This is a genomic window from Ruegeria sp. TM1040, assembly GCF_000014065.1.
GTDB lineage: Bacteria > Pseudomonadota > Alphaproteobacteria > Rhodobacterales > Rhodobacteraceae > Epibacterium.
The window spans coordinates 1,243,186-1,257,038 of the sequence record NC_008044.1; the positions used below are offsets into that span (position 1 = coordinate 1,243,186).

The following is a 13,853-nucleotide window of genomic DNA, read 5'->3' on the forward strand; positions in this document are numbered from 1 at the left end:
GGCTTGGGTCTGAGACCAGACACCCAAAGGTTCAACAAATTGAGACGGACACGCTCGCTAACAGACTTGCTGACAAAATGGCCGACAGCGTGGCGGAAAGGGCCACTTAACTTCGGATCGTTTTATGGTCCCAGCCGGACACTCTGCCGACACCGCAGTGTGGCAAGGCGTAAACGCAACACCTGAACCAAGTGCGCGGAGGAACGCCTGCGAACTCCGGGCTTGGCCGTTGTCACAACTTGTGCTAGGCCCAACCCATGGCGCATACCGAAACCATTATTACCATCTGTATTGCCTGCTGATCCACAGCGGGCTGGTTTCTGTCGTTCTCTTTCTTGTGACAAGTTGCTAAGCCCGCGCTACGCGCAGTGCGCTTGCTGTGGTGCTTGGGATTTGCCCGCGCTGACTTGTTGTCGAAGGAGCTGACATGACGACGATCAAATTGCACAACTCAAAGACCCGCAAGAAAGAGGTCTTTACGCCGATTGATCCCGACAATGTGCAAATGTATGTCTGTGGCCCAACGGTTTATGATCGCGCGCATCTTGGGAATGCCCGCCCGGTGGTGGTGTTTGACGTTCTGTTTCGCCTGCTGCGCCACGTCTATGGCGACAAGAAAGTCACCTACGCGCGCAATTTCACCGACGTCGATGACAAGATCAACACTCGCGCCGCCGAAAGCGGGCGCGCAATTGGCGAGATCACCTCGGAGACGATCCAGTGGTTCCTTGAGGATATGGGCGCGCTTGGGGCGCTGCAGCCCACGCATATGCCACGCGCCACGGAATACATCCCGCAGATGATCGCCATGATCGAAGAGTTGATCGCGCGCGATCACGCCTATGAAGCCGAGGGGCATGTGCTCTTTGCGGTGGACTCCTGGCGCGAAGGGTATGGGCAGCTCTCGGGACGGTCGGTTGACGATATGATCGCTGGCGCGCGGGTTGAGGTGGCACCCTACAAGAAAAACCCGATGGATTTTGTGCTCTGGAAGCCGTCGGATGCCGACCAGCCGGGCTGGGAGAGCCCATGGGGGCGGGGACGGCCGGGCTGGCACATCGAATGCTCTGCCATGAGTCATGATCTCTTGGGCGAGAGTTTTGATATTCATTGCGGTGGCAATGACCTGATGTTCCCGCACCATGAAAACGAGATCGCCCAGAGCTGCTGTGCCAACCCCGAAGGCGAGTTTGCGCGCTATTGGCTGCACAATGAGATGCTGCAGGTTGAGGGCAAGAAAATGTCTAAATCGCTGGGCAATTTCTTTACCGTGCGCGATCTCCTGGATCAGGGAATCCCGGGCGAGGTGGTGCGATTTGTGTTCCTGCAGACCCACTATCGAAAGCCGATGGACTGGACCGAGAAGAAAGCCGCCGAGGCGGAGGCGACGTTGCGCAAGTGGCGGGCGCTGACAGCGGGCATCGAGCCCGCCGCCACCGCAGCTGCCGCGGTTGTGGACGCGCTGTCGGATGATCTCAATACCGCAGGGGCGATTGCCGAGATGCACAAGCTGGCGGCGGCTGGCGATGGTGCAGGGCTTTTGGCGGCTGGCCAACTGGTTGGCCTTTTGGGCGATGAGATGGGCGAATGGGCTGCTGCGCCCTCGGTGGATCTCTCGGCCCATGAGGCGCGCCTGTTTAAGGCACGCCAGGCGGCCATGGAGACCAAGGATTTCTCCGAGGTGGATCGCCTGAAGGCCGCCTATACCGAGGCAGGGCTTGAGGTGCGCATGTCCAAAACCGGGGTGGAATTGGTCCCGGGCGCAGGCTTTGACGCTGCAAAGCTGGAGGCGCTGTCGTGACGGAACGGCTCTATCTTTATGACACCACCCTGCGCGACGGTCAGCAGACCCAAGGGGTGCAATTCTCCACGCTTGAAAAAAAGCAGATCGCCCAGGCCCTTGACGACCTAGGTGTGGACTATATCGAAGGCGGCTGGCCGGGGGCCAACCCCACCGACAGCGCCTTTTTCGATGAGGCGCCCAAGACCCGCGCGACGCTCACCGCCTTTGGCATGACCAAGCGGGCAGGACGTTCGGCGGCAAATGACGATGTGCTGGCGGCTGTGATGAACGCAGGCACCCGGTCGGTCTGTCTTGTGGGCAAGTCGCATGATTATCACGTAACGACCGCGCTTGGGATCAGCCTTGACGAGAACCTCGACAACATCGCGCAGTCGGTGGCGCATATCGTGGCCGAGGGGCGCGAGGCGCTGTTTGATGCAGAGCATTTCTTTGATGGCTACAAGGCGAACCCGGAGTATGCGCTGGCGGCCTGCCGTGCCGCGCTCGATGCGGGCGCGCGCTGGGTTGTTCTGTGTGATACAAATGGTGGCACGCTGCCGCATGAGGTGTCTCGGATCGTCACTGAGGTGATTGCTGCGGGGCTGCCGGGCGAGAAGCTCGGCATTCACACCCACAATGACACCGAAAACGCGGTGGCCTGTTCGCTGGCAGCGGTGGACGCCGGGGTGCGCCAGATCCAGGGGACGCTGAATGGGCTGGGGGAGCGCTGCGGCAACGCCAATCTCACCACGCTGATCCCGACGCTGCTGCTGAAGGAGCCCTACGCGAGCGGCTATGAGACAGGCGTGCCAAAAGGCGCGCTGGCCCGGCTCACCAAGGTCAGCCGGATGCTTGATGAGATCCTCAACCGGGTGCCGCAGAAGCAGGCCGCCTATGTGGGGGCCTCGGCCTTTGCCCATAAGGCGGGCCTGCACGCCAGCGCGATCCTCAAGGACCCGTCAACCTATGAGCATATCGACCCGGCTGTGGTCGGCAACGGCCGCATCATTCCGATGTCCAATCAGGCCGGGCAGTCGAACCTGCGCCGTCGTCTGGCCGAGGCGGGCCTCACGGTTGAAAAAGGCGACCCTGCGTTGGGCCGTATTCTGGAGCGGGTGAAGGAACGCGAGACCGAGGGTTACTCCTATGACACCGCGCAGGCCTCGTTCGAGCTGCTCGCGCGCGAAGAACTGGGCCAGATGCCAGAGTTTTTCGAAGTGAAGCGCTACAAGGTCACCGTGGAGCGGCGCAAGAACAAGTACAACAAGATGGTGAGCCTCTCCGAGGCGGTGGTCGTGGTCAAGGTCGACGGTGAAAAGCTGCTCTCGGTGAGTGAATCGCTGGATCCCTCGGGCAGCGACCGTGGACCGGTGAACGCGCTCGCAAAGGCGTTGCGCAAGGATTTGGGGCGCTATTCCAAGGTGTTGGATGATATGCGTCTGGTCGACTTCAAGGTGCGGATCACCCAGGGGGGCACCGAGGCCGTGACCCGCGTGATCATCGACAGCGAGGACGGCAAGGGGCGGCGCTGGTCCACGGTTGGGGTCAGTGCCAACATATTGGATGCCTCGTTCGACGCGCTGCTTGATGCGATGAACTGGAAGCTTCTGCGGGATGCATCTGAGGCAGCGGATGCAGTTTGACGATGACCTGATTGCCTGCGCCGAGGCGGTTCAGAAGGGCGATCCAGACCGGTTCCTGGCCGCAATGGCCGCGCCGGTAGAGGCGCGTGCTGTGCTGTTTGCCCTCTATGCGTTCAACCTGGAGATTTCGCGTGCGCCCTGGGCCAGCCAGGAAAGCATGATTGCAGAGATGCGGGTGCAATGGTGGCGTGATGTGGGCGCAGAGATCGCCGCAGGCGGGCCGGTGCGCAGACACTATGTGGCGACACCTCTCACGCGGCTTGTTGATCGCAGCGCGGCGCGAGCGATTGACGCGATGGCGGAGGCGCGACGCTGGGACATCTACCGCGACCCTTTTGAGGATGAGGCGGCGTTTGATGCCTATATCGACGCAAACGCCGGGGGGCTGATGTGGATGGCGGCGGCCTCTCTGGGGGCGGCAGACGAAGCCGTTGTGCGTGACTATGCCTATGCGGCGGGTCTGGCGGCCTATATGCGGGCGATCCCGGAGCTTGAGGCGCAACACCGCGTGCCGCTCTTGGATGGGACCTCTGCAGGGCTGGTCGCCTTGGCAGAGCGTGGGCTGGATCGGCTGGCAGCGGCGCGCCGTCGCCGGGGCGCGGTCTCACCCGCTGCGCGCGCGGCGCTCCTGCCCGGCTGGCAGGCGGAGGCGCTATTGCGGCAGGTGCGGGCAGAGCCCGAACGGGTTGGGGCAGGGGCGCTTGGCGTCAGTGAGTTCCGCCGGCGTATCAGCCTGATGTGGCAGGCTGGCAGCGGGCGCTGGTAGCTGCGCCCGCGCAATGGGGACTGAGACTGCGGCTGGCGATCAGGTCCCGTCTGGCGATCAGGCCGCGGCGGATTTGGGTTTCAGCACCAGCCAGATCAGTGCGCCCCCCGCGAGAACCAGGAAGGGCGCCATCGCCATATTGACAGCGGCCCAGCCCTCGACCGGGTTGCCGCCTGAGCAGTTCATCAGGCCTCCCGAGGCCAGTGATGCCACGGTGACACCGCCAAAGACCAAGAGGTCATTGAGACCCTGCATACGGCCGCGCTCATGCGCCTCATGCGCGCCGGCCAGCATTGTGGTTGCGCCAATAAAGCCAAAATTCCAGCCGACGCCCAGAAGGACAAGCGCCACAAAGAAGTTGCTGAGTTCTACGCCCTGCAAGGCGACCGCACCGGCGCCGGCGAGGATCACAAGCCCCGCGCCAACGATTTTCTCCACCCCGAAGCGCGCGATCAGATGCCCGGTAAAGAAGGACGGCACATACATGGCCAGAACGTGCCATGTGACCACATCCGCCGCCGCGTCCTGACCAAAGCCGCAGCCTACAACTGCAAGCGGTGTCGAGGTCATCACAAGGTTCATCAGCGCATAGGATACCATGGCGCAGATGACCGCGACGGCAATGGTTGGTGTTTTCATCAGCTCCCAGCGGCTGCGGCCCATCGGGGCGTCCTCGCTCGGGGCTTCGGGGCGGGGGATGCGCAGGAACGCAAAGAGCCCGACCCCCAGCACATTGACCGCAATCACCGCCATATAGGTGCCAAGGAAAGGAATGACGAAGGCGTCGCTTGTGGCTTTGACCAGCTGCGGGCCGATGATGGCCGACAAGAGCCCACCAGCCATGACATAGGAAATCGCCTTGGGGCGGAAACTGTCAGAGGCGGTGTCGGCGGCGGCAAAGCGGTAGAAGCCCTGCGCGCTCATGTAGACGCCGGTGAGGGCGCTGCCGATGAGAAACACCGGAAACGACCCGGTATAGAGCCCATAGCCGCCAATCAGACCACCAAGTGCGCCGCCCGTGGCCCCGATCGCAAAACCAGCGCGCCGGCCAAAGCGCTGCATGATCGCAGAGATCGGCGTGGCCGAGATCATCGAACCCGCGACAATGAGCGAGATCGGCAATGTCGCAAGACAGGGGTTGGTGGCAAGCGATTGACCGGCCAGCCCCCCAACGATGAAGATCATCGGCATCTGCGCACCCAAAAAGGCCTGCGCAAGCACAAGAATCAGAACATTGCGCTTTGCAATATGGTCGTCGGGGGCAGGAGCGGTCATAGTCATGGCCATTGCGTAGCCCTGAACAGGTGAAGGAACAAGCGGCGTGCAGTGCACCGATACAATTTTCGCGCGTGGCTCCAGATGACGGTGGGCCGCCTGATCGAGACCCCGGCCTGCGTGGCCGAAGGGGCTGCCTGGCTGGCGGCGCAAGAGCCACGCTTTGCCGAAGCGCTCGCGCAGACCGGGGACTTGCCGCTGCGGCGCAAGCCTGACGGGTTTGCACAGCTTCTCAGCGCCATTGTCAGCCAGCAGGTCTCGGTGGCGTCGGCCAATGCGATCTGGGCGCGGATGCGGGCCGCCAATCTTACTGGGCCGCGCAAGATCCAATGGGCCAGCGACGAGGATCTGCGCGCGGCCGGACTCAGTCGCCAGAAGATCCGCTATGCCCGTGCCCTGTCGGAGGCACGCATTGATTTCAAGGCGTTACGGCACGCTCCTACAGCGGAGGTGATCGCCGAACTGACACAGGTTTCAGGGATCGGGGTCTGGACGGCAGAGATTTACGCGATGTTTTCCTTGGGGCGCGCTGATGTCTTTGCGCCTGGCGATCTGGCCCTGCAAGAGAGCGCGCGGATGCTTTTTGATCTGTCCGAGCGCCCCAAAGAGCGCGCCCTGCGCGAGATGGCAGAGGCCTGGTCACCGTGGCGCTCGGTTGCGGCGCGGCTTTTGTGGGCCTATTACCATGTGGCAAAGGACAGGGAAGGGATCCGATGACTCGCGTTTTGACTGCCGGCCGCAAAGAGCCGCTCTCCGGGGAAACTCGTTCTGCCGTGGTGTTTCTGCACGGCTATGGCGCCAATGGGGCTGACCTTCTGGGCCTTGCCGATCCGCTGGCTGAACATCTGCCTGACACCCTGTTTGTGGCGCCGGATGCGCCCGAGGCCTGCGCCGGGGCGCCGATGGGCTATCAGTGGTTCCCGATCCCGTGGATCGATGGCTCTTCCGAGGAAGAATCCATGCGCGGCATGATGGCGGCGGTTGAGGATCTCAATGCGTTTCTCGACGCGCTTATGGTCGACGAGGATCTGCTGCCCGAGCAGGTGGTGCTCTTGGGCTTTTCGCAAGGCACCATGATGGCGCTGCATGTCGCCCCGCGCCGCGAAGATCCGGTGGCGGGTATTGTTGCATTCTCGGGGCGCTTGCTCTCGCCCGAGACGTTCAGCGACGAGGTCGTGAGCCGGATGCCTGTGCTTCTGGTGCATGGCGACCAGGACGACGTCGTGCCGCCGCAATCGCTGCCGCAGGCGGCCGAAGCCTTGCAGGAGGCGGGCTTTCGGGATGTGTTTGCCCATGTGATGAAGGGAACCGGCCATGGGATCGCCCCCGATGGGCTGAGCGTGGCGCTTGCCTTCATGCGCGACAAGCTGAGCCTCTGACGGGCGAACTAGCAAGCGTTCAGCGCTGTTCTTTAAGGATAATCTGAGATTGGGCCCGCTCGATGAGCGGGCTCTTTGCTATTTGGTCATTGAGCTGCGTGAGCGCATCTGTATCTGCAACCGCGATCATGGCCATTGCGTCCCATTCCCCGGCCAGCGAGGCCACATAGGTGATGCCCGAGACTTCTGAAAGCCAGGTCAGCGCCGGTGCACAGGGGCGTGTCGCAAACTGCAGCAGGATCATCGCCCGCAAGGGCGCTGCGGCCTCGGTGACTGCTGCGTGGTAGCCGGTAATGATGTTCTGATCTTCCATCGCGCGGATCCGGTCCTGCACCGCCTGGCGCGAGAGATGAACCGCGCGCGCGATGGCAGCGGTGCTCTGGCGGGCATTTCGCGCAAGTTCCGCCAGAATGCGCCGATTGGTTGGATCGAGATCCACGTCGCCGTCCTTTTCAAAGCGCCCGCGCCTGTGCCGGTCCAAAACAGCGAAACGCCGTCATTTTCCGTCGCTCTGCGGGCTGTTGTTGCGTCCATTCGTAAAAGATCATGCGCGCTATCAGAATGGAGAGAAAGATGAAACTGATTTCACCGCTTGAGTTTACCGGCACGCGTGCATGGGATGCGCTTGATATTGAACGATTTACCGGTGCCACCACGGTCCGGTTGCATTGGACGGATCAAGCCTATGTCTGGCATGTCAACGACGGGGCCGAGGTCTTTGTCGTGCTCAAGGGTGCGGTCGATATGCATGTGCGCCAGACCGGTCGGGAGGAGGTCTTCTCGCTGTCGGAGGGGGATATCTTTCACGCCGAGGCCGGGGACGAGCATGTGGCGCATCCGCGGGGTGCGGCGCGTGTCCTCGTGATCGAAGCTGAGGGCAGCATCTGATCTGATTAGCCGTCGCGGCGCTGCCGGGGCTTGCGGGCAGGTGTCGCCGTGGCGCGCCGTTTTGCGGCATGCTTGCGATGCGGTTTGGCCGCGGGCTTTGGCGGGCCGGGCACGCGGGGCGGGTCAAGATCGTCCCATTTGCCCTGCGCCAGACCATCGAGCGTCCAGGCGCCAATGGCATAGCGGATGAGACGCAGGGTCGGATAGCCCATAGCGGCCGTCATCCGCCGCACCTGCCGGTTTTTGCCTTCGGATATCTTCAGTTCGAGCCAAGCGGTCGGCACGGATTTGCGCTCTCGGATCGGCGGCGTGCGCGCCCAGAGCTGTGCGGGTTCCGAGATCAGTTCCGCCTTTGCGGGGCGTGTCATTCCGTCTTTCAAATCAACGCCTTGGCGCAGGGCCTTCAAAGCGTCCTCGGTGGGGATGCCTTCCACCTGAACCCAATAGGTTTTCTCGAGCTTATGCTTTGGGTCGCTGATCCAGGCCTGCAAGCGGCCATTGTCTGTGAGCAGCATCAGCCCTTCGCTGTCGCGGTCCAGACGCCCTGCGGGATAGACGCCGGGACAGTCAACATAATCGCTAAGCGTTGCGCGCGGGCTGCCCTCGCTGCCACGATCGGTGAACTGCGGCAGCACATCAAAGGGTTTGTTGAAACGGATCAAGCGGCTCATGAGGATCGCTCTACGGGCAGGCGGGGCGCGGTGCAAGCCCGGGCATCGGTGCCGCAGCGCAGAACGCCTGTTTTTTGGGCTGTGGATAACTGTCACGCCCCTGTCACGGAATCATCCTATCCCACACGACATCTGGTGGCGAATAGGGGCTTGTCAGGTTCCGGCCACGATATATAGTTAATCTCAAGCTGGGGCGGGTTCCCCGCTCTGGTGCCATCTCGAGGCAAGCAGGGCGAGGAAGACGTTTATGGACGGAGACTTCAGGACAGAATTCGTAAGAGAGCCGCGGGCTCTGAAGCAGCACCCGGCTTTGGTGCTCAATGCGGATTATCGTCCTTTGTCATACTATCCCTTGTCACTCTGGCCATGGCAGGACGCCGTCAAAGCCGCATGGCTCGACCGGGTTGCCATCGTGGCCGAGTATGACGAGGTTGTGCGCAGTCCCAGCACCGAAATCCGAATACCTTCGGTTGTGGTACTGAAAGATTTTGTCAAACCCCAAAAGCGCGTGGCCTTCACGCGCTTTAATTTATTCTTGCGCGACGAATTTCGCTGTCAGTACTGCGGCGCAAAGGGAGACCTTACCTTTGATCATGTGGTGCCGCGCGCCTCTGGGGGGATCACCAGCTGGGAGAACGTGGTCGCGGCCTGCTCGCGTTGCAACCTGAAGAAAGGCTCCAAACCGCTGCACCGTGCGGGCATGTCCCTGCGCAAACCGCCGCGCCGTCCGGGCGCGGAAGAGCTGCGCAATATGGGGCGGAAGTTTCCACCCGGATACCTGCATGAAAGCTGGATGGACTACCTCTATTGGGATAGTGAGCTTGAGGCTTGAAGCCCTTGATTTAAAAAGAAAAGCGCGCCATCGAGGGGCGCGCTTTTGTCGTCAGGCCTTGGCGCGCTGCACCATGCCAAAGAGATCGCGCGGATCATCCGGGTCCGCCAGCATATCGAGATCGATGAAGTAGTCCGTCCCTTTGATCCGGTCGCGAATGTAGCGCAGGGCGGAGAAATCCTCGATGGCAAAGCCGACGCTATCAAAGAGCGTGATTTGACGATCACCGGTGCGCCCCGGTTTCTGGCCTGAGATCACTTCCCACAGTTCGGTCACGGCAAAATCCTCGGGCATCTGCTGGATCTCACCCTCGACGCGGGTTTGCGGCGGGTATTCCACAAACACGTCCGACCGGTTGAGGATCCCGGGCGCAAGCTCGGTTTTGCCGGGGCAGTCGCCGCCAATCGCGTTGATATGCACACCGCTGCCGACCATGTTGTCGGTGAGGATCGTGGCATATTGCTTGTCGGCGGTGCAGGTGGTGAGGATCTGGGCGCCCTCGATCGCCTCTTCGGGGGTTTTGCAGATGGTGACATCCACCCCAAGCCCCGCGAGGTTCTGTGCACATTTCTCGGTCGCCGCCGGGTCTTTGTCATAAAGGCGCACGGCCTTGAGGCCGATGATGGCCTTCATCGCCAGCGTCTGGAATTCCGACTGTGCGCCATTTCCGATCATCGCCATCGTGTCGGCACCTTTGGGAGCGAGGTGCTTGGCCACCATGGCCGAGGTCGCAGCGGTGCGCAGCGCGGTCAGAATGGTCATCTCGGTCAACAGCACCGGATAGCCGGTATAGACATCCGCCAGCAGGCCGAAGGCGGTCACGGTCTGCAGCCCCTCAGAGGTGTTCTTGGGGTGGCCGTTGACGTATTTGAACCCATAAGCCTCACCGTCTGAGGTCGGCATCAGTTCGATCACGCCGACATCGGAATGGCTGGCGACGCGGGGGGTCTTGTCAAAGAGTTCCCAGCGCTTGAAATCGGCCTCGATATAGTCGGCCAGATCACGCATCATATCCTCGATGCCAACATGATGAATGAGGCGCATCATGTTGTCTACGCTGACAAAAGGAACAAGGGCCTTATCGGAAGGTTGGGTCATTGCATGGTCCTTTGACGGGGGCTGAGGTGAATGCCGGCGAGCATGCAACGCACCGACCCACCGGCCGTTTCAAGTGTGGGAATGGAGAGCGGCAGCAATTCTGCCGAGCGTTCGATCACCGCCCGCTGGTCCGGGGTCAGCGCCTGTGCCGCGCGGGCAGAGAGCGCCAGCACGCGCCGGTGCCCAGTGAGTTCGAAGGTGTTGCCGAGAAAGTTCTGGATCTGCGCGGCAGACAGGTCGATGACGCTGCGCCCGCTTTCTTCGAGCCGCTGCCTGACTTCAGCGCGGCGGGTGGTATCGCGGATCATATCCAGACAGATCAGCGCATAGTCGGTACCGATACCCATCAGGACATTGGTGTGATACACGTCACGCCCCTGATCGTCGCAGGCCTCGAAGACCATCGGTTCATAGTTGAAATGGGTGCAGAACCGCTCCAGCAGCACCGGATCCGCGCGGTTTGACTTTACCGTATAGGCAATGCGCCCGATATGATCGAGCACCATGGCGCCGGTGCCTTCGAGCGACAGAGAGTCCTGTTCCAGGCCGGAATAGTCGATCACGTCCTGAACGCGATACTCCCGCTTCAGCATCTCGATCACGTCCCAGCGTCGCTCCCGGCGACGGTTGGGTGCAAACATCGGATAGACCGCCACATGACCACCGGCATGGGTGGAGAACCAGTTGTTGGGAAAGACGGAATCGGGGGTGTCGCGGCTGGTGTCCTCGAACACATGAACCGTTACGCCAGCGTCGCGCAGCGCGGCGACCGCGCTGTCGAATTCCGCGATCGCGCGTGCGCTGATGGTGTCGGCATTGGTATCGGCCTGCGCCTGAAAGGCGTTGTCCCCTCGCGTTTCCGGGTTTGAGGTAAAATGATGCGGGCGCACCATAACCACAGCTGCCGGAGCTTGAAGCGTGCTCATGTGTTGTAGCTCCGGGTCGGTCGGTCAAAGACGCGCCGCCCCATGGCAGAGGCACAGAGATCCACCATCAGATGTGCTGTACGGCCACGCTCGTCGAGGAAGGGGTTGAGTTCCACCAAGTCCATCGAGGTCATCAAGCCGCTATCGTGCAAGATTTCGCAGACCAGATGGCCTTCGCGCACGGTGGCGCCGCCGGGAACCGTGGTGCCCACGGCAGGCGCAACGGAGGGGTCGAGGAAATCCACATCCAGAGACACATGCAGCATGCCGTTCTGCGCGGCGACCTTTTCAAGGAAGGCCGACAGCGGCCGGGCAATGCCATTTTCGTCAATGTCGCGCATGTCGTGGCGATGAATGCCGACCTGCTCCATCGCTTCGCGTTCGGGAGTATCCACCGACCGCAGGCCGATCATGCAGACGTTTTCCGGCGGCACCGGGTTGGGCACGGGCGGGAAATTGTCGAACCGGGCCTGATTGGTGAAATAGCGCACCGGGCAGCCATGAAGATTGCCTGTTTCCGTGCTTTCGAGCGAGTGAAAGTCACTATGCGCGTCGAGCCAGAGGACAAACAGCGGTCGTCCCACGGTGGCGGCGTGGTTTGCGACCCCGTGCACGGTGCCCAGGGCAAGGGCGTGATCGCCGCCCAAGAAAATGGGCATGCCCCGCGCCATGGCCGCCTCGGCCGCTTCAGACAGGCTTTCGGTCCAGGCTCGCGTTAAATTTGGCTCGTGGAGTTTGCCGGTGCCATCGTCGGGGGCATGCGGGGCAGGGGTCACGTTGCCGATGTCCTCAACCGTATGGCCGAGGCTCTCGAGCGCCTGCGCGAGACCGGCAGTACGGTAGGCATCAGGGCCCATCAGACAGCCCGTGCGGCGCTTGCCGCTGTCAACGGGTGCGCCAACGAGAATACAGTGACGAGACGACATCCGAGATCTCCTTGATTGAGGGTGTCTCTGATATTTCTCCGATTTGAGGTGGAATACAGAGAGCAAATTGCTCATAAGGGGAGCGGATACCACAAAACGGAGCCGATTCATGGACAAAACGGATGAACGCCTGATCGCGGCCCTGCGCCACGATGCCCGGGCTTCGCTCTCTGATCTGGCCATGCAGCTGGAGCTGTCGCGCACCACCGTCCGCACGCGGATCGAGCGGCTGCAATCGCGCGGGGATATTCTGGGCTTTACCGTGGTTCTGAAAGAGGACGTGCTGCGCGATCCGGTGCGAGGTCTGATGATGATCGGCATCGAGGGGCGCGGAGCGGCGCGGATTACCCGTCAGCTTCAGGGCTTGCCCGAAGTGCGCGCGATCCACACCACCAATGGGCGTTGGGATCTGATTGTGGAGCTCGGCACAGAAACGCTGGAGACGCTGGATGAGGCGCTGGCAAAGATCCGCATGTTTGATGGGGTGGTGACCAGCGAGACAAACCTTCTTCTGGCCACCAAGAAAGATAGTCGCGTCTAAGCGCCTGGGGTCAGGCGTTTTTGCGCGCGTGACGCGCAGCTGCAAACCAAAGCGCAGCCAATCCGAGCGAGATCACCGCGTTCCAGCCTGCCATGGAGAGGCCGAGCATCTCCCAGGGGATGTCGTCACAGCGGACAAGCGGTGCCGACATGATCTGCGACATCAGCTCATCTGCGCTGAGGCTTTCGATCGCGCCAGAGGTGCAGGTGGAGGGGCCTTCCCACCAACCTTGTTCGACACCCGCGTGAAAGGCCCCAATCGCCGAGGTGGCGAGTGCGGCCACCGCGCCGAGATAGGGCAGCACCGCGCCGGGAATGAGCAACGCCAGCGCGCCGACGCCAACTGCTGCGCCGTGAGGGTAGCGCTGCCAGATGCAGAGTTTGCAGGGCGCAAGCTCGCCAATGTATTGAAACGCAAAGGCGCCCAGCAGCAAGGCGGCAGAGCCACCGGCCGCGAGCAGGACGAGAAATCGGCTGAATGTCATAGATACCTCAGTGCAAGAAAGCCACCAAACAGCAGCACACAAAAGACGGTGAACACCAGCCCCAGGCGTTTTTCAATAAACTCCCGCACTGGCGCGCCAAATTGCCACAAGAGCCCGGCCACGAGGAAGAACCGCAACGCCCGTGCCAGCAACGATGTGACCACGAATGTCATGATCGGCATGCCCGTCCAGCCCGACATGATGGTGATGACCTTGTAGGGGAAGGGTGTCACCCCAGCGATCAGCACCGCCCAGAAGCCAAAGTCGTTAAAACGCTCGTTGAATTCGACCATCTTGTCGGCCTTGCCCATGGCCTCGAGGATCGGTTGGCCGATGCCTTCGTAAAAGAAGGCGCCGATTGCGTAGCCCATGAGCCCGCCGGCCACCGAGGAAAACAGCGCCACCAAGGCGATCAGCCAGGCGCGAGAGGGCCGCGCAAGGATCATCGGGATCATCAGCACATCGGGCGGGATCGGAAAAACGGAGCTTTCGATGAAGGCCACACCGGCCAGCCACCACAGCGCATGGGGATGGTCGGCAAGGGCCATGGTCCGGTCATATAGGCGACGCAGCATTCGGGGGGAAACCTCAGAGACAAGCAATGGGGCGGAGGTCGCATGTGCGCCCGCCCGGGTCAACTC

16 protein-coding genes are annotated in these 13,853 nt (G+C 61.8%); 8 read left to right on the forward strand and 8 right to left on the reverse strand.

The genetic code is table 11. The annotated features are described in order from the left end of the window. Nucleotides 1-427 precede the first annotated feature (427 nt). Genes cysS through TM1040_RS10110 form a run of 3 tightly spaced genes read left to right on the forward strand, consistent with a single transcriptional unit; the run spans nt 428 to nt 4,192 of the window. A complete protein-coding gene (gene cysS, locus TM1040_RS10100; RefSeq protein WP_011538493.1) occupies nt 428-1,801 on the forward strand; it encodes a cysteine--tRNA ligase in 1,374 nt (457 codons plus the stop codon). Further along, complete coding sequence (gene cimA / locus TM1040_RS10105; protein WP_011538494.1) at nt 1,798-3,426, forward strand: citramalate synthase; 1,629 nt, start codon at nt 1,798-1,800, stop codon at nt 3,424-3,426. The genes cysS and cimA overlap by 4 nt, the downstream gene beginning before the upstream one ends. Then, entirely contained in the window at nt 3,416-4,192 is a 777-nt protein-coding gene (locus tag TM1040_RS10110) for a squalene/phytoene synthase family protein (protein WP_011538495.1), read from the forward strand. The genes cimA and TM1040_RS10110 overlap by 11 nt, the downstream gene beginning before the upstream one ends. 57 nt (nt 4,193-4,249) lie before the next feature. Here TM1040_RS10110 and TM1040_RS10115 read toward each other — a convergent pair whose 3' ends face one another. Continuing rightward, complete coding sequence (locus TM1040_RS10115) at nt 4,250-5,473, reverse strand: MFS transporter (RefSeq protein ID WP_044027084.1); 1,224 nt, start codon at nt 5,471-5,473, stop codon at nt 4,250-4,252. A gap of 78 nt (nt 5,474-5,551) precedes the next feature. Here TM1040_RS10115 and TM1040_RS10120 point away from each other — a divergent pair, with 78 nt between their 5' ends. Continuing rightward, nucleotides 5,552-6,184: a DNA-3-methyladenine glycosylase family protein gene (locus tag TM1040_RS10120; RefSeq protein ID WP_011538497.1), complete on the forward strand. Its 633-nt coding sequence runs from the start codon at nt 5,552-5,554 to the stop codon at nt 6,182-6,184. Further along, nucleotides 6,181-6,846 carry an alpha/beta hydrolase gene (locus tag TM1040_RS10125; RefSeq protein WP_011538498.1) on the forward strand — a complete coding sequence of 222 codons (666 nt, stop codon included), beginning with the start codon at nt 6,181-6,183 and terminating at the stop codon, nt 6,844-6,846. Before TM1040_RS10120 ends, TM1040_RS10125 begins: the two co-directional genes overlap by 4 nt. A gap of 19 nt (nt 6,847-6,865) precedes the next feature. On the opposite strand, the gene TM1040_RS10130 is transcribed toward TM1040_RS10125, so the two are convergent. Beyond that, nucleotides 6,866-7,285, reverse strand: coding sequence for an Lrp/AsnC family transcriptional regulator (locus TM1040_RS10130; protein WP_044027085.1), 420 nt, complete (start codon nt 7,283-7,285; stop codon nt 6,866-6,868). 134 nt (nt 7,286-7,419) lie between these two features. Between TM1040_RS10130 and TM1040_RS10135 the strand changes: the two genes are divergently transcribed. Then, entirely contained in the window at nt 7,420-7,734 is a 315-nt protein-coding gene (locus tag TM1040_RS10135) for a cupin domain-containing protein (protein WP_011538500.1), read from the forward strand. A gap of 5 nt (nt 7,735-7,739) precedes the next feature. On the opposite strand, the gene TM1040_RS10140 is transcribed toward TM1040_RS10135, so the two are convergent. Continuing rightward, entirely contained in the window at nt 7,740-8,405 is a 666-nt protein-coding gene (locus TM1040_RS10140) for an rRNA large subunit pseudouridine synthase E (protein WP_011538501.1), read from the reverse strand. Nucleotides 8,406-8,652: 247 nt separating this feature from the next. Between TM1040_RS10140 and TM1040_RS10145 the strand changes: the two genes are divergently transcribed. Continuing rightward, nucleotides 8,653-9,237: an HNH endonuclease gene (locus TM1040_RS10145; protein WP_011538502.1), complete on the forward strand. Its 585-nt coding sequence runs from the start codon at nt 8,653-8,655 to the stop codon at nt 9,235-9,237. A 51-nt stretch (nt 9,238-9,288) separates the two neighbouring features. Here the strand turns inward: TM1040_RS10145 and TM1040_RS10150 are convergent, their stop codons facing one another. Genes TM1040_RS10150 through rocF form a run of 3 tightly spaced genes read right to left on the reverse strand, consistent with a single transcriptional unit; the run spans nt 9,289 to nt 12,187 of the window. Beyond that, nucleotides 9,289-10,335, reverse strand: coding sequence for an ornithine cyclodeaminase (locus TM1040_RS10150; RefSeq protein WP_011538503.1), 1,047 nt, complete (start codon nt 10,333-10,335; stop codon nt 9,289-9,291). Beyond that, nucleotides 10,332-11,261 carry a citrulline utilization hydrolase CtlX gene (gene ctlX / locus TM1040_RS10155; protein WP_011538504.1) on the reverse strand — a complete coding sequence of 310 codons (930 nt, stop codon included), beginning with the start codon at nt 11,259-11,261 and terminating at the stop codon, nt 10,332-10,334. Before ctlX ends, TM1040_RS10150 begins: the two co-directional genes overlap by 4 nt. Further along, nucleotides 11,258-12,187 carry an arginase gene (gene rocF, locus TM1040_RS10160; RefSeq protein ID WP_011538505.1) on the reverse strand — a complete coding sequence of 310 codons (930 nt, stop codon included), beginning with the start codon at nt 12,185-12,187 and terminating at the stop codon, nt 11,258-11,260. The genes ctlX and rocF overlap by 4 nt, the downstream gene beginning before the upstream one ends. Before the next feature lie 109 nt (nt 12,188-12,296). Here rocF and TM1040_RS10165 point away from each other — a divergent pair, with 109 nt between their 5' ends. Then, on the forward strand, nt 12,297-12,728 hold the full coding sequence (locus TM1040_RS10165; protein WP_011538506.1) for an Lrp/AsnC family transcriptional regulator: 432 nt from the start codon (nt 12,297-12,299) through the stop codon (nt 12,726-12,728). A gap of 10 nt (nt 12,729-12,738) precedes the next feature. On the opposite strand, the gene TM1040_RS10170 is transcribed toward TM1040_RS10165, so the two are convergent. After that, nucleotides 12,739-13,212, reverse strand: coding sequence for a disulfide bond formation protein B (locus tag TM1040_RS10170; RefSeq protein WP_011538507.1), 474 nt, complete (start codon nt 13,210-13,212; stop codon nt 12,739-12,741). Then, the gene (locus tag TM1040_RS10175) at nt 13,209-13,787 is read right to left on the reverse strand and encodes a YqaA family protein (RefSeq protein WP_011538508.1); all 579 of its coding nucleotides are present in this window, start codon (nt 13,785-13,787) and stop codon (nt 13,209-13,211) included. The genes TM1040_RS10170 and TM1040_RS10175 overlap by 4 nt, the downstream gene beginning before the upstream one ends. Between the last annotated feature and the right edge of the window lie 66 nt (nt 13,788-13,853).